At 62.2% G+C, this 19,593-nt stretch carries 16 protein-coding genes; 8 read left to right on the top strand and 8 right to left on the bottom strand.

The features are described from left to right. Positions 1–34: 34 nt before the first annotated feature. Together ACU688_RS05640 and ACU688_RS05635 are read right to left on the bottom strand one after the other, a co-directional pair. Positions 35–742 carry a YebC/PmpR family DNA-binding transcriptional regulator gene (locus ACU688_RS05640; RefSeq protein WP_122306558.1) on the bottom strand — a complete coding sequence of 236 codons (708 nt, stop codon included), beginning with the start codon at positions 740–742 and terminating at the stop codon, positions 35–37. Between the two features lie 99 nt (positions 743–841). Beyond that, complete coding sequence (locus ACU688_RS05635; protein WP_448183964.1) at positions 842–1,699, bottom strand: LysR substrate-binding domain-containing protein; 858 nt, start codon at positions 1,697–1,699, stop codon at positions 842–844. Between the two features lie 111 nt (positions 1,700–1,810). Here ACU688_RS05635 and ACU688_RS05630 point away from each other — a divergent pair, with 111 nt between their 5' ends. The 3 genes from ACU688_RS05630 (at position 1,811) to ACU688_RS05620 (ending at position 4,448) form a co-directional block, all read left to right on the top strand. Further along, positions 1,811–2,932, top strand: coding sequence for a 2-aminoethylphosphonate--pyruvate transaminase (locus ACU688_RS05630; RefSeq protein ID WP_448183963.1), 1,122 nt, complete (start codon positions 1,811–1,813; stop codon positions 2,930–2,932). After that, complete coding sequence (phnX, locus tag ACU688_RS05625; RefSeq protein WP_448183962.1) at positions 2,929–3,756, top strand: phosphonoacetaldehyde hydrolase; 828 nt, start codon at positions 2,929–2,931, stop codon at positions 3,754–3,756. The genes ACU688_RS05630 and phnX overlap by 4 nt, the downstream gene beginning before the upstream one ends. 134 nt (positions 3,757–3,890) lie before the next feature. Further along, on the top strand, positions 3,891–4,448 hold the full coding sequence (locus ACU688_RS05620; RefSeq protein ID WP_448183961.1) for a cytochrome b: 558 nt from the start codon (positions 3,891–3,893) through the stop codon (positions 4,446–4,448). Here the strand turns inward: ACU688_RS05620 and ACU688_RS05615 are convergent. Both ACU688_RS05615 and ACU688_RS05610 read right to left on the bottom strand, forming a co-directional pair. Next, positions 4,438–5,322 (bottom strand): 1-aminocyclopropane-1-carboxylate deaminase/D-cysteine desulfhydrase, encoded by an 885-nt coding sequence (locus ACU688_RS05615; protein WP_448183960.1) that lies wholly within the window; start codon positions 5,320–5,322, stop codon positions 4,438–4,440. The genes ACU688_RS05620 and ACU688_RS05615 overlap by 11 nt on opposite strands. Before the next feature lie 214 nt (positions 5,323–5,536). Then, positions 5,537–7,576, bottom strand: coding sequence for an oxidoreductase (locus ACU688_RS05610; RefSeq protein ID WP_448183959.1), 2,040 nt, complete (start codon positions 7,574–7,576; stop codon positions 5,537–5,539). Positions 7,577–7,789: 213 nt separating this feature from the next. On the opposite strand from ACU688_RS05610, the gene ACU688_RS05605 reads away from it, so the two are divergent. The 3 genes from ACU688_RS05605 to ACU688_RS05595 all read left to right on the top strand — a co-directional run bounded on the left by ACU688_RS05605 (position 7,790) and on the right by ACU688_RS05595 (position 11,273). Next, positions 7,790–8,920, top strand: a complete 1,131-nt coding sequence (locus ACU688_RS05605; protein WP_448183958.1) for a carbon-nitrogen hydrolase family protein — start codon at positions 7,790–7,792, stop codon at positions 8,918–8,920. Beyond that, complete coding sequence (locus ACU688_RS05600; RefSeq protein WP_207043405.1) at positions 8,917–9,951, top strand: AraC family transcriptional regulator ligand-binding domain-containing protein; 1,035 nt, start codon at positions 8,917–8,919, stop codon at positions 9,949–9,951. Before ACU688_RS05605 ends, ACU688_RS05600 begins: the two co-directional genes overlap by 4 nt. A gap of 317 nt (positions 9,952–10,268) precedes the next feature. Next, entirely contained in the window at positions 10,269–11,273 is a 1,005-nt protein-coding gene (locus tag ACU688_RS05595) for a transketolase-like TK C-terminal-containing protein (RefSeq protein WP_448183957.1), read from the top strand. Between the two features lie 18 nt (positions 11,274–11,291). Here ACU688_RS05595 and ACU688_RS05590 read toward each other — a convergent pair whose 3' ends face one another. Then, positions 11,292–11,744: a MarR family winged helix-turn-helix transcriptional regulator gene (locus tag ACU688_RS05590; RefSeq protein ID WP_448183956.1), complete on the bottom strand. Its 453-nt coding sequence runs from the start codon at positions 11,742–11,744 to the stop codon at positions 11,292–11,294. A gap of 145 nt (positions 11,745–11,889) precedes the next feature. Here ACU688_RS05590 and aceE point away from each other — a divergent pair, with 145 nt between their 5' ends. After that, a complete protein-coding gene (gene aceE / locus ACU688_RS05585; RefSeq protein WP_448183955.1) occupies positions 11,890–14,550 on the top strand; it encodes a pyruvate dehydrogenase (acetyl-transferring), homodimeric type in 2,661 nt (886 codons plus the stop codon). Between the two features lies 1 nt (position 14,551). Here aceE and ACU688_RS05580 read toward each other — a convergent pair whose 3' ends face one another. Then, positions 14,552–15,331 (bottom strand): DUF2242 domain-containing protein, encoded by a 780-nt coding sequence (locus ACU688_RS05580; RefSeq protein WP_448183954.1) that lies wholly within the window; start codon positions 15,329–15,331, stop codon positions 14,552–14,554. Between the two features lie 89 nt (positions 15,332–15,420). Further along, a complete protein-coding gene (locus tag ACU688_RS05575; RefSeq protein WP_448183953.1) occupies positions 15,421–16,320 on the bottom strand; it encodes a LysR family transcriptional regulator in 900 nt (299 codons plus the stop codon). 116 nt (positions 16,321–16,436) lie between these two features. On the opposite strand from ACU688_RS05575, the gene ACU688_RS05570 reads away from it, so the two are divergent. Then, a complete protein-coding gene (locus ACU688_RS05570) occupies positions 16,437–17,594 on the top strand; it encodes an MFS transporter (protein WP_448183952.1) in 1,158 nt (385 codons plus the stop codon). Between the two features lie 48 nt (positions 17,595–17,642). On the opposite strand, the gene ACU688_RS05565 is transcribed toward ACU688_RS05570, so the two are convergent. After that, positions 17,643–19,517: a SurA N-terminal domain-containing protein gene (locus tag ACU688_RS05565; protein ID WP_448183951.1), complete on the bottom strand. Its 1,875-nt coding sequence runs from the start codon at positions 19,515–19,517 to the stop codon at positions 17,643–17,645. Between the last annotated feature and the right edge of the window lie 76 nt (positions 19,518–19,593).

The following is a 19,593-nucleotide window of genomic DNA, read 5'->3' as shown; positions in this document are numbered from 1 at the left end:
CCCACATTTTGAACTGCATTTAGCCTGCTGGAAATCAGCCAGCCAGGCCGACGAACATGTCCTGCACGTCATCGTGGTTGTCCAGGCCTTCCAGGAACGCCTCGACTTCAGCCATCTGCTCATCGGTCAAACCGCTCACCGGGTTCTTCGCGATGTAGCCCAGCTTGGCCGACAGCACGGTGAAGCCCTGCTCCGGCAGTGCTTTCTGCACGGCATCCAGGTCGGTGGTCTCGGTGATGAACAGGGTGGTGCCTTCTTCTTCGCCGTCTTCGAAATCCTGGGCGCCGGCTTCAATGGCGGCCATCTCGGGATCCGCGTCCGGGGTGTCCGGCGAGGCTTCGATCAGGCCGACGTGGTTGAAGTCCCAGGCCACGGAACCGGAAGCTCCCAGTTGGCCCTTGCGGAACGCGACGCGGATTTCCGCCACGGTGCGGTTGATGTTGTCGGTGACGCACTCGACGATCAACGGCACCTGGTGCGGCGCGAAACCTTCGTAGGTCACGCGGTGGTACTGCACGGTTTCACCCAACAGGCCGGCGCCTTTCTTGATGGCGCGGTCCAGGGTTTCCTTGGGCATCGAGGCCTTTTTGGCCTGTTCCACCACCAGTCGCAGGTGGGCGTTGGTGGCGGTGTCGGCGCCGTTGCGGGCGGCGATGGTGATTTCTTTCACCAGCTTGCCAAAGATCTTGCCCTTGGCATTGGATGCCGCTTCTTTATGTTTGACTTTCCACTGTGCGCCCATGACTCACTCTCTAATATCCATGGCGCCGAGACGTCTACTGGCCGGCGCTTTGGGGGCAGAGTTTATAGGGCAAAAACGCAACGTTCCACCAAAAAACCGTCAGGGCGCCAACTCGAAAAACGCCTGGATCAGGCGCAACGAGCGCCGCCGTTCCATGCAGCCGAGCATGTGCCGGTTGACCAACCCAGCGCCTTGCAAGGCAATCGCCTTGACGCGCGGGTCCGGGCTGACCTCCATGGACGACACCACGCCCACCCCCAATTCAGCGGCGACGGCTTCGCTCACCGCCTCGCGGCTGTCCAGTTCCAGCAACACCTTGGGCGCCACCGCCGCCGCCTGGCAGGCGTCGTCAAAGGTGCGCCGGGTGATGGAGCTGGGCTCGCGCAGCACCATGATCTGCTCGTGCAGTTGCTCCAGGCGAATGCCCGCCGCCTGCGTGGCCCAGGCATGGTTGGCGGGCACCAGCGCGCAAATGCGTGACTCGCCCAGCGCTTGCAGATGCAGGCCGTTGCGCGGCTCCACCTCGGTCAGCACCGCCACATCCGCATGCTCCGACAGCAACGCCGCCAACGTTTCCTGGGCATTGCCCAGGCGCAGGTTGACGGTGATGCCAGGGTAACGCGCACGCAGGCTGGCGATCATCGGCATCACCAGGTGCGGGCCGTCGGCCGCGACCTCCAGGCGCCCGGTGAGCAATTGGCGGTTGGCTTCCAGCATCGTTTGCGCTTCATCCACCAAGCCGAAGATCGCCCGGGTGATGGCCGCCAGCCGCGCGCCTTCCTCGGTCAACTCCACCCGTCGCGCGGTGCGCCGCAGCAAGGGGATCTGGTAGTGCTCCTCCAGCGCCTTGATATGCCCGGTCACCGCCGGCTGGCTGATAAACAGCCGCGCCGCCGCCCGGGTAAAACTGCCCTCGCGGGCCACGGCATCGAATGCTCGCAGTTGGAATAGATTCATAGCTATCGGCCTCACTGATAGCTCGCATAACAACAAACAATTTGATTGATAACAAGCCAAACTGCAATTTAGGCGCCGTAGCTTGAACCGAACGCTTGACGAGGACCTGCAATGACCGCGCCTATCCTGCTCACCCCAGGCCCCCTGACCACCTCCGCCCGCACCCGCCAGGCGATGATGGTGGATTGGGGCTCGTGGGATGAACGCTTCAATCAACTGACCGCCAGCGTCTGCGAGCAACTCCTGGCGATCATCGACGGCGCCGCCAGCCATCATTGCGTGCCGTTGCAAGGCAGCGGCACCTTCGCCGTCGAAGCCGCCATCGGCACCTTGGTGCCGCGCCATGGCAAGGTGCTGGTGCTGATCAACGGCGCCTACGGCCAGCGCCTGGCGAAGATCTGCGAAGTGCTCGGCCGCGATTTCAGCACCTTTGAAACCGCCGAAGACCACCCCACCACCGCCGCCGATGTAGACCGCCTACTGCGCGCCGACCCGGCGATCACCCATGTCGCGTTGATCCACTGCGAAACCAGCACCGGCATCCTCAACCCGCTGGCCGCGATCGCTCAGGTCGTTAAAACACACGGCAAGCGCCTGATCATCGACGCCATGAGTTCTTTCGGCGCCCTGCCGATCGATGCCCGCGCAGTGCCCTTCGACGCACTGATCGCCGCGTCCGGCAAATGCCTGGAAGGCGTGCCCGGCATGGGCTTTGTCTTCGCCGACAAACAGGCATTGGCCGCCGCCCAAGGCAACTGCCATTCCCTGGCGATGGACCTGTTCGACCAGCACGCCTATATGGCCAAGACCGGCCAATGGCGCTTCACCCCGCCGACCCATGTGGTCGCCGCCCTGCACGAAGCGCTGCTGCAATATGCAGAAGAAGGCGGCCTGCCCGCGCGGCAGCAACGCTACGCACGCAACTGCCAGGTGCTGCTGGAAGGCATGGCTGAACTGGGCTTGCGCAGTTTCCTGCCGGCGGCGATCCAGGCCCCGATCATCGTCACCTTCCACGCGCCGCAGGACCCGCGCTACCAGTTCAAGGACTTCTATGAGCGGGTCAAGGCCAAGGGCTTCATCCTCTACCCGGGCAAATTGACCCAGGTGGACACCTTCCGCGTCGGCTGCATCGGCCACGTTGACGCCGCCGAAATGCACGCCGCCGTCGCTGCCATCGGCGAAGCGCTGCACGCCATGGGCATCACTCTTTCTTCTATCGGATCGCCAGCATGAACTATCAAAACCCCAACACCCTGCAAGCCGTGATCCTCGATTGGGCCGGCACCGTGGTCGATTTCGGCTCGTTCGCGCCCACGCAGATTTTTGTCGAGGCGTTTGCCGAGTTCGACGTGCAAGTGTCCATCGAAGAAGCCCGTGGCCCGATGGGCATGGGCAAGTGGGACCACATCCGCACCCTGTGCAACCAGCCGCAGGTCGCCGAACGCTATCGCCAGGTGTTTGGCCGTACGCCGACGGACGACGACGTGACCGCGATCTACCTGCGCTTCATGCCGTTGCAGATCGAGAAGATCGCCGAGCACTCGGCGCTGATCCCCGGCGCCCTCGACACCATCGCCGCCCTGCGTGGCCTGGGCCTGAAGATCGGTTCCTGCTCCGGCTACCCCAAGCAAGTGATGGACAAGGTCGTCGCCCTGGCCGCGACCAACGGCTACGTCGCCGACCACGTGGTCGCCACCGACGAGGTGCCCAACGGCCGTCCTTGGCCCGCCCAAGCCTTGGCCAACGTGATCGCCCTGGGCATTGACGATGTAGCCGCGTGCGTGAAGGTGGACGACACCGTGCCGGGCATCCTCGAAGGCCGCCGCGCGGGCATGTGGACCGTGGCGCTGACCTGCTCCGGCAACGCGCTGGGCCTGACCTACGCGCAATTTCGTGCCCTTGACGGCGCCACCTTGGCCACCGAGCGCGCGCGCATCGAAAGGATGTTCAAAGGCTCGCGCCCGCACTACCTGATCGACACGATCAACGACCTGCCGGGGGTGATCGCTGATATCAACGCGCGGTTGGCCCGTGGGGAAATGCCACAAAGCGACTGATGGAGGTCAACACAAAGGCATTTGTGCCAGGCGCGCCGCTCAAAACCGGCATACAGTTAAGTCACTGCGTCACTCAAGAACGCACTGCTATTCCGTGATGAAACTGTTTGCCCTGATGAGTGAGGAAACCAGCAATGCCGTGGAAAAACTCCGATACGCGTTACAGCACCATGTCGATTGCGTTGCATTGGTTGATGGTGGTGCTGCTGGCGGTGGTCTACGCCTGCATTGAATTGCGCGGCCAGTTTCCCAAAGGCAGCGGCGCACGCACATTGATTGTCGAGATGCACTTCATGCTCGGCCTCACCGTGTTTGTGCTGGTGTGGCTACGCCTGTTTGCCCGCAGCCTGGGCGTGGCGCCAAAGATCGTCCCGGCGCCGCCGCAATGGCAAAGCCTGTTGGCGACGCTGATGCACTTCGCGCTATATGCGTTGATGATCGGCATGCCGATTGCCGGCTGGCTGATCGTCAGTGCCGAGGGCCATTCGGTGATGTTCTATGGCATGGAATTGCCGCCGCTGATCGCCGAGAACAAGGCGCTGGCCAAGGAGATTGAAGGCTGGCACGTGTGGTTCGGCAAGGTCGGGTATTGGTTGATTGGCCTGCATGCGTTGGCAGGAATTGGCCATCACTACATCCTGCGCGACAACACCGCGTTGCGCATGATGCCGGGCAAGCGCGCTAACCCTTGAAACCTCGACGGCCTTGCAGGCCGCCGGTGTGGATGAAGATCAGGCGAGTGCCGGGAGCGAAACGCCCGGCCTCGATCTGTTGCTTCAGGGCCAACAGCGCTTTGCCGGTGTAAAGCGGTTCCAGTGGCAGGCCGCAGGTTTTTTCGGTGTGCTCGATAAACGCCAAGAGCTCTGGATCGACTTTGGCGAAACCGTCCAGGCTGGCGTCCAGCAGCTCATAACCGCCCTGCACGAGCGCCTCAACGTTCTGCGCCACACCGTGGTCGTCCGGCACCGCCATGGCGCCGTGCACCGTGTGGGCGCCCGCCTCCGCCAGCACCAGCCCGGCCAGGGTGGTGCCGGTGCCCGCCGCCAACCACCAGCCGTCGTAATCGGCCCAGCCCAGCGTAGGCAGTTGGGCCCTCGCCTGTTCGACCAGCACACCGCAACCCGATGCGCCGGCGAGCCCACCGCCGCCTTCGGGCACAGGATGCAAATCGGGATACTGCTCAAGCCACGGCAACCAGAAACCCGGCTCATGCCGCGCACGATAACCGCCATAACCCAACCAATGCAGTTGCATGCCGAGCGCTTTCAGGTCGAGAACCGTGGGTGTGTCTTGGGGATGACCACGCAACAGGCCGACGGTGGCGAAACCAAAGCGTTTCCCCGCCGCCGCCAACGCGTGCAGATGGTTGGACCAGGCACCGCCGAGGCTGATGAGGCCCTTGGCGTCCTGCGCTTGCGCCAGGTGCCCACTGAGCTTGAACCACTTGTTGCCGCTGATCAGCGGGTCGATGCGATCCAGGCGCAGCACGGCCAACTCGACGCCTTGCAGCCAGTCCGGGTGCAAGGGTTCGAGGGGGGCGTGGGGAAGCCAGTCGTACGGGCCCATCGGAATGCATCTGCATGAAAAAAGGGGCGGCTAGTCTAACACCGCCCACTCGGCGCCAATGCAGTGGAGTCATGGACCTGTGGCGAGGGAGCTTGCTCCCGCTGGGCTGCGTAGCGGCCCCAAAAGCGTGGGAGCGCTGCGCACTCCTGCGGGAGCAAGCTCCCTCGCCACAAAAGCTCCCTCGCCACAGGGTGTGTTGCTCCGCCTGGCGGCCTTACAGCTCGGCGGCCAGTCGCGAACCCTGGTTGATGGCGCGCTTGGCGTCCAGCTCGGCCGCCACGTCGGCGCCGCCGATCAGGTGCACGTTCTGGCCGGCGGCGACCAAGCCGTCGTGCAACTCACGCAACGGGTCCTGGCCGGCGCAGATGACGATGTTGTCCACCGCCAGCAGCTGAGGCTCACCCTCGGCGCCGATGCGGATATGCAGGCCTTCGTCGTCGATTTTCAGGTACTCGACACTGTTGAGCATCTGCACCTGTTTGTTCTTCAAGCCGGTGCGATGAATCCAGCCGGTGGTCTTGCCCAGGCCGTCGCCGACCTTGGAAGCCTTGCGTTGCAGCAGGAACACTTCACGCGCCGGCGCATGCACCTGCGGCTTGATCCCGGCCACACCGCCACGGGCTTGCAGTTGGGTGTCGATGCCCCACTCCTCCCAGAACGCTTCGCGGTCGAGGCTGGTGGACACGCCTTGATGGACGAGGAACTCCGAAACGTCAAAGCCGATACCACCGGCACCGATCACCGCCACGCGTTTGCCCACCGGTTTGCGCTCCAGGATCACGTCCAGATAGCTCAGCACCTTGGCGTTTTCAACGCCCGGGATCGCCGGGGTGCGCGGCGCAATGCCGGTGGCGAGGATGATCTCGTCGTAACTGCCCGCCTTGAGTTGCTCGACATCCACGCGGGTGTTGAGGCACAGCTCGACATGGGTGGTCTGCAATTTGCGTTTGAAGTAGCGCAGGGTTTCGAAAAACTCTTCCTTGCCCGGCACACGCTTGGCGATATTGAACTGCCCGCCGATTTCGCTGGCGGAATCGAACAGCGTCACTTGATGGCCGCGTTCGGCGGCCACCGTCGCCGCCGCCAGCCCGGCGGGGCCGGCGCCGACCACGGCGATTTTCTTGATCTGCTTGACCGGCAGGTAGTTCAGCTCGGTCTCGTAGCACGCCCGTGGGTTGACCAAACAGGTGGTCAGCTTGCCGCCAAAGGTGTGATCCAGGCAGGCCTGGTTGCAGCCGATGCAGGTGTTGATCTCATCGGCACGCCCGGCTGCGGCCTTGTTGACAAACTCCGGGTCAGCGAGGAACGGCCGCGCCATGGAAACCATATCCGCATCGCCTTCGGCGAGGATCTGCTCGGCGATTTCCGGGGTGTTGATGCGGTTAGTGGTGATCAGCGGGATCTGCACCGCACCGCGCAACTTGGCCGTGACCTTGCTGAACGCGCCACGCGGCACCTTGGTGGCGATGGTCGGGATGCGCGCTTCGTGCCAGCCGATACCGGTGTTGATAATCGTCGCGCCGGCCTGCTCGATGGCCTTGGCCAACTGCACGATTTCTTCCCAGGTGCTGCCGCCTTCCACCAGGTCGAGCATCGACAGGCGGAAAATGATGATGAAATTCGGGCCGACGGCCTCACGCACACGGCGCACGATTTCCACCGCGAGGCGCATGCGGTTTTCGTAGCTGCCACCCCAACGGTCGGTACGGTGGTTGGTGTGGGCGGCGAGGAACTGGTTAATGAAGTAGCCTTCGGAACCCATGATTTCCACGCCGTCGTACTCGGCGACCTGGGCCAGCAGCGAGCAGGTGACGAAATCCTGGATCTGCTTCTCGATGCCCTCTTCGTCCAGCTCCTTGGGCTTGAACGGGTTGATTGGTGCCTGGATCGCACTTGGCGCGACTTGCTTGGGGCTGTAGGCATACCGGCCGGCGTGGAGGATCTGCATGCAGATCTTGCCGCCCGCGTCGTGCACGGCCTGGGTCACGATCTTGTGCTTTTGTGCTTCTTCGTCGGTGGTCAGCTTGGCCGCGCCGGCATACACGCCGCCTTCATCGTTGGGGCCAATCCCGCCGGTGACCATCAGGCCCACGCCGCCATGGGCGCGCTCGGCAAAGTAGGCCGCCATGCGCTCAAAACCGCCGGGCTTTTCTTCCAGGCCGGTGTGCATCGAGCCCATCAGGGTGCGGTTGCGCAAGGTGGTAAAACCCAGGTCCAACGGGGCCAGCAAGTGCGGGTAGGCAGCAGCGGTCATGGTACAGCTCCACAACGGATCATCACGGGACGTGGCAGGGCTCGAATGGCCCGCCATCGGTTTATGTCCCACAGACTAAAAGTCGATGGACGACGGCTCAATGACCGAAACTGACAAGTTATTGATCCAAATGCGCAGCGCCCCTTGGCAAGCCGTGCCATGGGCCCTAACCTAGTCGGCGAACCCTGCACACGGTCTGTTGTCTGTTGCCCCATGCGTAAACTTCTAGCGTTCACCGTCACCCTGGCCCTGGTTGCCGCCGTCGCCGCGTATCTGGTCTGGACCCAGGAGCGCCCTGTGGCGCATTACCTGTCAGACCTGCGCATCACTTTGGCTGTCAACGAGGGCGAGCCAGCTGATCGAGGCAACTTGCTGGGCATCCAGCCGGAGCTGTTCCCCGCCGACTATCAAAGCCTGGAACGCCTGCACCTGAAACTCGCGGCGTACCTGCAAAAGGCCCGGGAACAGGGGCTTATCAACCAGAAAACCATCGTCGTGCTGCCGGAACATATCGGCACCTGGCTGATGCTCACCGGCGAAAAAAACGAGGTGTACCAGGCCCTGCACGCCAAGGACGCGATGAACTGGCTGTCGGCCAGCAACCCGTTTCTGTTTGCCCGTGCGTGGCTCAGCGCCACCGGCGACAACCGCATGGACGATGCTTACCTGCGCATGAAAGCCACCGGCATGGCGCGTGACTATCAGCTGCTGTTCGGCGGCCTGGCCAAAGAATTTGGCGTCACCCTGGTGGCCGGCTCCATCGCCCTGCCCAACCCCAGCGTGAGCCAGGGGCAATTGCAGGTCGGCCATGGCGCGCTGTACAACGCCAGCCTGGTGTTCAACGCCGACGGTTTGCCGCTGGGCCAGCCGCAACGCCAGCTCTACCCGATCTACGATGAACGCGGCTTTATCACGCCCGGCGATGAGAATGTCGTCAGCGTGGTCGATACCCCGGCCGGGCGCCTCGGCGTGCTGGTGGGCAGTGACAGCTGGTACCCAGACAACTACCGCAAACTCAACGAACACGGCGCGCAACTGATCGCGGTGCCGGCCTTTGTGCTCGGTCGCGATACCTGGGACCGCCCGTGGCGCGGCTTTAAAAGCGTGTCCACCCCGCCGGAGATCAGCCTCAAGCCCGAAGAGCTCAGTGAAGGCGAGGCCTGGCGCCGCCTCACGCTGATCAGTCAGCAGCCCATCAGCCAAGCGACCGCTGGCATGAGCGTGTTCCTGCGCGGGCAGTTCTGGGACTTGGGCACTGCCGGCCACAGTTTTCTCAGCAACAACGGGCAGATCAGCGCCGACGGTGAAGCCCGTGGCGCACGTTTGTTGAATGTCTGGCTGTGAAGCCGGTACGCCTGGGGGATCTGTCGGTGGGCTTTGTGCACACCTTGGCCGATGCCATTCAAAGCCACGGCCTGGACCCACAACCGCTGCTGCTGCAATACGGCCTGGACCCGGCGCGCCTCGCCGAAGCCGGCGCACGCTTATCCATCCCGCGTTATATGCGCCTGGGCCATGCAGCCATCCAGCTCACGGGCGAGCCGGGCCTGGGCCTGCGCATGGGCCAGCTCAGCCGCCTGAGCCAGGCCGGGCTCGCCGGGGTCACCGCCGCCCAGGCGCCCAATGTGCGGGAAGCCGCGCGCACGCTGACGCGCTTCGAAGCGCTGTACGGCTCCAACTACCGTGGGCAATCGAGCTTTCATGAGGATGCCGAGGGCGCCTGGCTGCGGTTCTATTCCATCAGCCCCTACAACGCCTACAACCGCTTTGTGGTGGATTCGATCATCGCCGGTTGGCTGCACCAATTGTCAGGCCTGGCCCAGCAGCCCGTACAGGCACAACGCATCGAAATCGAGTTTGCCGCACCGGACTACGCCGACGCCTACAGCGTGCTGGGCGAGGGTCCGATCCAGTTTGGCGCCGAATCCAACCAACTGCGTCTGAACCAACAGACCCTGGCCCTGCGCAATCCACAGCATTGCCCCAGTACCTGGCACTTGCTGTTGCAACTGTGTGAACGGGAATTGGAGCAGTTGACCCGCACCCGCAGCCTGCGCGAGCGCATTACCCGGTTGCTCGGGCCGATGCTCAATGGCGGCCGGGAACCCGACCTGGAAGAAGTGGCGGCACGCTTGAAGCTACCGACCTGGACGCTGCGCCGCAAACTGGCCGAAGAAGGCACTCAGTTCCGCGCGATTCTCAATGACACCCGCCGCGACCTGGCCATGACCTACATTCGCGACACGGAGTTGGCGTTTGGCGAAATCGCCTACTTGCTCGGTTTTGCCTCGGCCCAGGCGTTTCAACGGGCGTTCAGGCGGTGGAACAACCAGACCCCAGGGGAATTTCGCCGCAGTCAGCGGCATTCCGCCTGAAGTCGGGGTTACAGCTCGGTGGCATCGTCTGCGGGTTCCAGCGGGTCCAACTCGATCGCGCTGAACTCAAGCAGTTCTTCCTGGTAGTCGTCCATAGTGGGCTCCTTGTCTGATTGAAAGCGGTTGCAGGTAAATGACCTGCATCACCAGCCTAAAGTGCCGTTGTGACGGAAAAAAGTCGGCGTCATGACGTTCCTGCACTTCAGGATTAAACGTAGCAGCGTTATGTCGATTTAGCACTTGGGTTTTTAGTTGCAATTGCAATCAAATGCAAAACTCCATTAGGGTACGGGTATCCGTCTTCAGGAAACCCACCCATGCCCGCCTCTACTGCCCACGCCGCACAACTTTGCATCGCTGCGCTGAATAGCGCCGCGCATTCGCACAATTCGCCGCTCTACACGGTGATGACCATGGCGAACACCCTGGAATCAAGCAGGCAGGCCTGGGTGATTCGCGCTCAGTCCCGCTCGCGGCGGGTAGGCAGCTGGCCCAGCTGGTTCGCGCGCAATACCGCAGAAAAACCGCTGCTGTACCTGCACAGCGCCGCGTCGTCGGCGCAATTGTGTGCGCTGTCCGGGGAGACGGCGCAGCGCGGCATTCTGTGCAATGACATCGAGAACCATCCTTCCGTCTGGCCCAAGGGCGCACAACCGTCCTTGCCGTTGTGGCTCGCCACCAACCCGCACTGCCTGCCATACGATCCGGCTTCGGGCGCCGAAACTCGGGCGATTGTGCTGGCGGGGCTGCACGCGCTGTATGTAGACGGCAAACCTGGGTTCTATTACCTGGCGTTACATGATCGAGACAGTGCGCGGACCTTGAGCGAGCAAGACCGTGAGGACGCGCTCAAGGGCATGTATCCGCTACAGCGCGGCCATACCGGGGATGTGCGCTTGCTCGGTGCCGGTCGGGCGCTTGAAGAAGTCGTCCATGCCGCGCGCGTGCTCAAGCAAGATTGGAATATCCGCGCACAACTGTGGAGTTGCCCCAGCTACACGCGCCTGGCCCGTGAAGCGGCGGCCGCTGAGCGCTGGAACCGCCTGCATCCGACAGTGCCCCGGCGCAGTAGTCACTTGCGCAGTTGCCTGCCGGGGAGTGAAGCGCCGGTGATCGCTGTCACCGGTTATCCGCAGCCGATCGTTGATCAGTTGGCGGGGTATGTGGATGCCAGGTTTATACCGCTGGGGGCGGGAACGGTGCAGGCTTCGGCGCCGAGCCGCTATTGGATTGTGGTGGCGGCGCTCAGGGCGTTGGCCGATGAGGGGCGTATCGATTCACAGCAGGTAAAAACGGCGATGGCCCGGTATCCACTGGCATGAAGTGGACTTCAAGGTTCTTCAGATCTTGCTGCGGCCGCGAACTGCCAACGTGGCTGTGCGCTCCAGGGTATCGGCAAACATCTGGCGCTGCTCCGGTTCTATTTGCGACAGGAACAACTCATCCACCGTGCTTTCGTAAATCTTCCACATTTTCTTGCGCAACACCTTGCCCGCCTCCGTGATGGTGGCGAATGACCCACGGCCATCGCCGTCAGAGCGCGAACGCACCACCAGCCCATCTTTTTCCAGACGGTCCACCAGCCGCGTGAGGTTGTAGCGCTCGATGGCCAGCACATCCGCCAGCTCGTGCATGCGGCGGGTGCCCTCGGGGCCGCTTTCCAGGCCCCACAAGGCGTCGTACCAGGCATAGGCCGGCAATCCGGCAACGGCCAGGCGCCGTTCGATTTCACGGATGACGGTCCTGTGGGCCCTGACAAAACGGAACCATACATCCGGCTCTTTCGACGACATGCAACACCATCCGGGGAATTTCAAGAAGGTTGCAATAGTAGCTCATCCCGCGCTAGATTCGGCCATGTAGTTGCAATTGCAATCACATTGGCGACACTCCCACAAGGAGCCCGCCACCTGAAATCCGCCCACCTTGGAGCCTCACATGTCCCCGAACAACGCAGTCAGACACGACGACGACCCACAGGAAACCCGTGAGTGGCTGGAGTCCATCGAATCGGTGTTGTCCACCGAAGGCCGCCCGCGCGCCCATTACCTGATCGATCAGATGCTGGACTTCGACGTTGCGCGCCATGGTGATTTCTACGGGCGAGTCACCACCCCCTACGTCAACACCATTGCGGTGGACCGCCAACTGCCCTACCCCGGCAACCTGACGATCGAGCGTCGCACCAATGCCTACATCCGTTGGAACGCCATGGCCATGGTTTTGCGGGCGGGCAAACACTCCGGTGTCGGTGGGCATATCGCTACCTATGCGTCAGCCGCCGTGCTGTATGACGTAGGTTTCGACCACTTCTTCCGTGGCCGAACCGACACTTTTGACGGCGACCTGGTGTACATCCAGGGCCACTCCTCACCAGGCATCTATGGCCGTGCCTATCTCGAAGGCCGCATCAGCGAGGCGCAACTGGACAACTTCCGTCGCGAGGCCGGTGGCGAGGGTATTTCCTCCTATCCGCATCCACGACTGATGCCGGATTTCTGGCAATTTCCTACGGTGTCCATGGGCCTCGGGCCGATCACCGCAGCGTACCAGGCGCGCTTCATGCGTTACCTGGAGTTGCGCGGCCTCAAGCAGCACCAGGGCCGTAAAGTCTGGGCGTTCCTAGGCGATGGCGAGATGGACCAACCGGAATCCCTGGCGGCCATTTCCATGGCCGGGCGAGAGAAACTCGACAACCTGATCTTTGTCGTCAACTGCAACCTGCAACGCCTGGACGGCCCGGTACGCGGCAACGCCAAAGTGATCCAGGAATTCGAAAGCCTGTACCGCGCCGCCGGCTGGAACGTGATCAAAGTCATCTGGGGTGGCGGCTGGGATGCCCTGCTGGAGCAAGACCAGAGCGGCCTGCTGCGCCAACGTATGATGGAATGCGTGGACGGCGACTATCAAAACTATAAGTCCCAGAACGGCGCCTATGTGCGCGAGCATTTCTTCGGCAAATACCCCGAGCTGCTGGCACTGGTTGCAGATATGTCCGACGACGACATCTGGAAACTCTCACGAGGCGGGCATGACCCGGACAAGGTCTACAACGCCTACGCCGCCGCCATGCGTCACAGCGGCCAGCCCACGGTGATCCTGGCGAAAACCGTCAAGGGCTTTGGCATGGGTGAGGCCGGTGAAGGGCAGAACATCAATCATCAATTGAAGAAGATGGGCGCGGATGCGGTAAGAGCCTTCCGCGATCGCTTTGGCTTGGAAGTCGCTGACGAGCAACTCGCCGATATTCCCTACCTCAAGCCCGCCGCCGACAGCGAAGAAGCCCGCTACTTTGCGGCGCGCCGCCAGGCGCTGGGAGGCTACGTGCCGGCGCGTCACAGCGCCGTCGCCCCCCTGCAGATTCCCGAACTGGCCGCCTTCGCCACCCAACTCCAGGACACGGGCGCGCGCGCGATCTCCACCACCATGGCCTTCGTGCGTATCCTCGGCACCCTGCTCAAGGACCCGCACCTGGGCAAACTGATCGTGCCCATCGTGCCGGATGAGTCACGTACCTTCGGCATGGAAAGCCTGTTTCGTCAGATCGGCATCCATTCCGCCGTAGGCCAGCTCTATACCCCACAGGACGCAGGGCAACTGAGCTACTACAAGGAGAGCAAGGACGGACAGATCATGCAGGAAGGCCTGAACGAATCCGGTGCCATTTCCTCCTGGATTGCCGCCAGTACGTCCTACAGCAACCACGGTTTGATGACGGTTCCGTTCTATATCTTCTATTCGATGTTCGGCTTCCAGCGGGTCGGCGACCTGGCCTGGGCAGCCGGCGATGCGCGGGCGCGGGGTTTCCTGCTGGGGGCCACCGCCGGGCGCACTACGCTGATGGGCGAAGGCTTGCAGCATGACGATGGCCATAGCCATATCCTGTCGTCGGTGATTCCGTGCTGCGTGTCCTACGACCCAACCTTTGCCTACGAGCTCGCGGTAATTATTCGCGAGGGTATGCGGCGCATGTATGTCGAGCAGGAGGACGTTTACTACTACATCACCCTACTCAATGAAAACTACCCGCACCCGGCGATGCCGGACGGTGTGGAGGAAGGCATTCTCAAGGGCATTTACCCGCTCACCCAACACGCGCAGGCACAAGTACAACTGATGGGCAGCGGCTCGATCCTGCGGGAAGTGATTGCAGCGGCTGAGTTACTCGAGAAGGACTTCTGCGTGCACAGCACTGTGTGGAGCGCGCCAAGCCTCACCGAACTGCGCCGCAACGGGCATGAAGTGGAACGCTGGAACCTGTTACACCCGCAAAGCGCGCCCCGGGTGAGCTATGTCGAACAATGCCTGGCCGGCCAAACCGGGCCGGTGGTGGTGGCGACCGACTACATGAAGTTGTTTGCCGATCAGATTCGCCCGTTCGTCCCCAGCCGCCGCTTTGTTGCCTTGGGCACCGATGGCTTTGGGCAATCGGATACGCGGGAAACCTTGCGTGCGTTCTTCGAGGTGGACCGCCACTTCATCGCACTGGCGGCGCTCAAGGCGCTGGCGGATGACGGCGTGATCGGTCGCGATAACGTCAGTGAGGCGATCAGGCGCTACGGGATCAACGTCGACAAGGCCAACCCCGTAACGGTCTGATTTACTGCGCCGGCGTCGGCAGGGGCGAAATCGCTTCTGTCGGTGCCGGTAGCGTCGGATTGCTGGTCGCCGGTGCGGCGGCAGGCTCTTGCTGCGGCGCAAGCGGCGCAGGTTCGACAGGCGGCGCAAGCGGCTCTGATACCGCAGGCTCTTCCTTCGGCGCCTCGACCTTCTCGGCAGTCGGTGCGGCCTTCGGCTCAGGCACACCCAGGTCAGCTTTTGGCTGCTCGGGAATATGCTCGGCCTTTTTCACTTCTTGCGGCAGGAACACGTCCACCAGCGCAAAGTAACGCTCGTAGAACTTCGGTGCCGAAACGGTCTCGCTTGCGACTTTGACCATCGAGTCATCGGTAGAGCCAATCGGCATCGACACCGAACCCAGCACGCCCACCCCCAGACTCGCAGAGTTGTTGACCTTCTTCAGGGCGTAGCGGTCCTGCAACGCGTTGGCAAACATCGTCGAGTGGTTGGTGCCCTTGCCATCATCGGCACACACCACGTTGAAGCTGATCTGCAGATGGGTCTCGCCGGTCTGCTGGAAACTCTTGTTACCCACCACCAGCTTCGGGTCGCTGCTGGTGATGATGTAGCCCTGGCTCAGCAACGCACGTCGCGCGGCTTCGCACGCGGCCACATCCGTCACTGGGTAATCACGGGAAAACGTACCGGAGTCGTCGAAATTCTCATGTTCATAGATAGCGGTCTTGGGTGACGAGCAGCCCGCGGCGCCCGCCAGCACCAGCGCCAGCCCAAGGCTGCGCAAGTGAAATGATGTCAACATTGAAAATCCTGAGAAAAACGGTCCGGGCGGTATTGTGCAACAGAAAGAGGCCTTGGCGCGCGGATTCCTGTCGGTAAAACGTCACAGGCCTACACGCCGGGGGCTGCAGGAAAAAGCCCTGCGCACATATGATCAATAAACACGCGCAATTTGGCCGAGGCATGGCGGCTGGAGGGCCACAGCATCCAGAAACTGCCACGGTGCTCCAGGTAGTCATCCAGCACCCGCTGCAAGCGCCCTGCCCCCACGGCCTGGTTGACCATGTAATCCGGCAGGCAGGCAATGCCCAGCCCTTCGTGCACCACGTGGTTGAGTGATTCGATGGTGGTGCTGACCAATGGCGTGCGCAAGGCTGGCTCTGACTCGCCGGGTTCGAGGCGCAGCGGCCAAGCCTCCAGTTTGCCGGTGGCGCAGAATTTGTGCCGCAGGCAGGCGTGGCCACTCAAGTCCTGGGGCCGCTGCGGGGTGCCCTGTTGCTGGAAATACGTCGGCGTACCTACCAACACCAACTGATAATGCCCCAGATGTCGCGCCATCAAGCGCGAATCTTCCGGCTTGCCGGTGCGAATCACCGCATCGAACCCTTCTTCGATCACGTCCACCATGCGGTCGGAAAAATCCACATCCAACTCGATCTCCGGGTAAGCGCGCATAAAGTCGCTGAGCACCGGCATCAACAGGCCGCGCACTTGCGGCACGCTGATGCGCAGTTTGCCTCGAGGTGTGGCACTGGCCTCGGTGAGCTCGCGCTCGGCGGCCTCGACCTCGGCCAGGATGCGCCGCGAACGCTCAAGGAACAGCGCGCCCTCGGCGGTCAAGGTGATGCTGCGTGTGCTGCGGTGGAACAGGCGCACGCCAAGACGCTCCTCCATGCGTGCGATGCTTTTGCCTACCGCCGAGGAGGAAATGCCCAGCACGCGCCCGGCAACGGTGAAGCTGCGGGCCTCCGCCACCTGCACGAATACCGAAAGACTGCCCAGACTGTCCATGATGTGCCCCTTCATTGCGGACACCGCTGTCCGATAAGTTCGGAACCTTAGCCTGTTTTTCCACCGCCCACAGCCCCCTACTCTGCCTCCTTGGCCTATTGCAGGGATACAGCGTTATGACAGCTCTTACCGAGTCCGCAACAACCGCCCAGGGCGATACGCTACCGCTGGGTGGCTTATTGGCACTGGCGTTCGCCGGGTTTATCACCATCCTCACCGAAGCCATGCCCGCCGGGCTTCTGCCACAAATGGGCGAAGGCCTGGGTGTGTCACCCGCCCTCGTCGGCCAATTGGTCACGCTGTACGCCCTGGGCTCATTGCTCGCTGCCATCCCGCTGACGTTATGGACCCGCGGCTGGCGCCGGCGCCCGTTGCTGCTGGTGGCGATCGGTGGCTTTGCCTTGGTCAACAGCGTCACCGCGTTCTCCAGCCATTACGGGCTGACCCTGGTAGCGCGCTTTTTCGCCGGGGTCTTCGCCGGACTGCTCTGGGCGCTGCTGGCGGGTTATGCGAGTCGGATGGTCGCACCCCACCTGCAAGGCCGAGCGATTGCTGTGGCGATGCTGGGGGCACCGCTGGCGTTATCCCTCGGCGTCCCGGCGGGCACCCTGCTCGGCACCGTCGTCGGCTGGCGCTTGAGCTTTGCGATCATGACCGGACTGACGCTGGTGCTGCTGATCTGGGCACGCTGGCAGCTGCCGGATTTTGCCGGGCAAGCCACCGGCAAGCGCCTGGGGTTGCGTCAGGTACTGACCTTGCCCGGGATTCGTCCGGTGCTGTGGGTGACATTTACCTACGTGCTGGCCCACAACATTCTCTATACCTATATCGCCCCACTGTTGGTTCCCGCCGGACTTGCGGGCGATATTGACCGCGTGCTGCTGGTCTTTGGTCTAGCCGCGCTGTTGAGCATCTGGCTGACGGGCGTGTTGATCGATCGCTGGTTACGCAAGCTGGTGCTGATCAGTTGCGCGCTGTTTGGCCTGATCGCCCTGGCGCTGGCGTTCTGGATCACCTCCCCAAGCGTGATCTACCTCGCCGTGGCCTTATGGGGACTGGCCTTCGGTGGCCTGCCGGCCTTGCTGCAAACGGCACTGGCCAAGGCCGCTGGCGACTCGGCGGATGCCGCGCAGTCGATGCTGGTCACCGTCTGGAACCTGGGCATCGCGGGCGGTGGACTGGTCGGTGGCGTGCTGCTGCAGGGTTGGGGGGTGATTGCATTTCCGTGGGCGGTGGTGGCATTGATGGTCCTGGCCCTTTTTAAACGCCCATGAAAAAGCCCCCGGTCTTTTCAGGCCGGGGGCTTTTTGTTCAAGCGACTATCAGAACCTCTTGATATCCGCCTGGCTTTCCAACTGCTTGCGGTACGCAGCAAAGTCTTGCTGGCCCACACGGGAAGCGAGGAAGCGGCGGATCTGCGCCTTTTCTTCGTCCGTTGGGGCAACCGCTTCATTGACACCGTTCAAGCGCACGATCACCAGGCTACCGTCAGCCAGGGTCACGGTGGTGAAGGTCGGCTTGTCCTTGGCCGCAGGCTTAGGCATGCGGAACAGGGCTTGCAGCACGGCAGGGTCGATCGCTTCCTGATTGCGGCTGGCCGCTTCAGTCACTTTCCACGCCTGGCCATCGACCGGTTGGGTCAATGGCGTCTTGCCTTCACGCAGGCTGGCGATCAACTCGTCAGCGTGAGCCTTGGCCGCTGCGCTGGCACGTTCCTTGGTCATCTGTGCGCGAATCGCGGCTGCTACGCTTTCCAGCGGCAGTTGCGTAGGCTTCAGGTGCTCTTTGGCACGCAGCACGATGATGGTTTCCGGGTCCAGTTCGATGGCGGTGCTGTTGGCACCCTCATCCAACACTTCCGGGCTGAACGCTGCGGTGAGCACGGCACGGTTGGCCGCAACACCTTCGCCACCTTCACGGCCAAACGGCGCGGAGGTGTGCACGGTCAGCTTCAGGTCGGACGCCGGCTGAGCCAGGTCGGAGGCCTCGAACGCCGCATCTTCCAATTGCTTGGTCGCTTCGACAAAACGCTGCTCGACCTGTTGAGTCTTGAGCTCGCGGGTCAGCTTGTCTTTCAGGCTGGCAAACGATGGCACTTGAGGTGCTTCAACGCCCAACAGCTTGATCAAGTGCCAACCGAAGGACGAGCGAACCGGTGCCGAGACCTGATCCTGGTTCAACGCGTACAGGGCGGTTTCGAAGTCCGGGTCGTAGACGCCAGGGCCGGCAAAGCCGAGGTCGCCGCCGTTGTTGGCAGAACCTGGATCCTGGGAGAACTCCTTGGCCAGGGCTTCGAATTTCTCACCCTTGGCCAGGCGCGCCTGGATCTCTTCGATCTTGGCCTTGGCTTGCGCCTCGGTGACCTTGTCGTTGACTTCAATCAGAATGTGCGCGGCACGACGCTGTTCAGCGAGGTTGGCGGTTTCTTTCTGATAGGCAGCCTGCAGTTCTTCGTCCTTGACGGTGACCTGGTCGAAGAAGGACGACTTCTTCAATTCCAGATAGTCGATGACCACCTGGTCCGGGGTCATGAACTCTTTGGCGTGCTGGTCGTAATAAGCCTTGACCTCGTCGTCGGTGAGCTTCACCGCAGCCGGGTTGGCCTTGATGTTGACGGTGGCGAAATCACGGGTCTGCTTTTCCAGGCGGGCGAATGCCAGCACTTCAGCATCGGTGACAAAACCGCTGCCGGCGATACCTGCGCGCACCTGGCCGATGAGCATTTCCTGAGTCAGCATCTGACGGAATTGCATACGGCTGTAGCCCAGCTGACGGATCACCTGATCAAAGCGCTCAGGACTGAACTTGCCGTCCACCTGGAACTCAGGCGTCAGCAAGATCGTCTGGTCCAGTGCTGCTTCGGAGAAGCCGAACTTGGAATCCGCAGCACCTTGCAGCAACAGCTTACGATCGATCAAACCCTTGAGGGCCGCTTCGCGCAGCAGTTTTTCGTCCAGCAGCGAAGCGTCGAAATCCTTGCCCAGCTGTTGCATCAGCTGACGGCGTTGCATGTCGACGGCCTGGCTCAATTCGGTTTGAGTGATCTCTTCACCGTTGACCTTGGCCACGTCCTGCTTGTTGTTACCGGAAGCCTGGAAAATGGCTTCGATACCGGTGAACGCCATCAACGCGACGATGATCCCGATAATGGTCTTGGCAATCCAGCCTTGTGAATTGTCCCTGATATTTTGCAGCATGCGTCCCCCAGAAACGGTTGAACTTCAAAAATTGGCAACCGTGGAGCGTGGGTAGAGTACGGATATAAGAAAGGCG

The organism is Pseudomonas acericola (SeqCode), assembly GCF_053456465.1.
The sequence above is the reverse complement of the archived record's forward strand: the minus strand, read 5'-3'. Positions and strand labels throughout refer to the sequence as shown.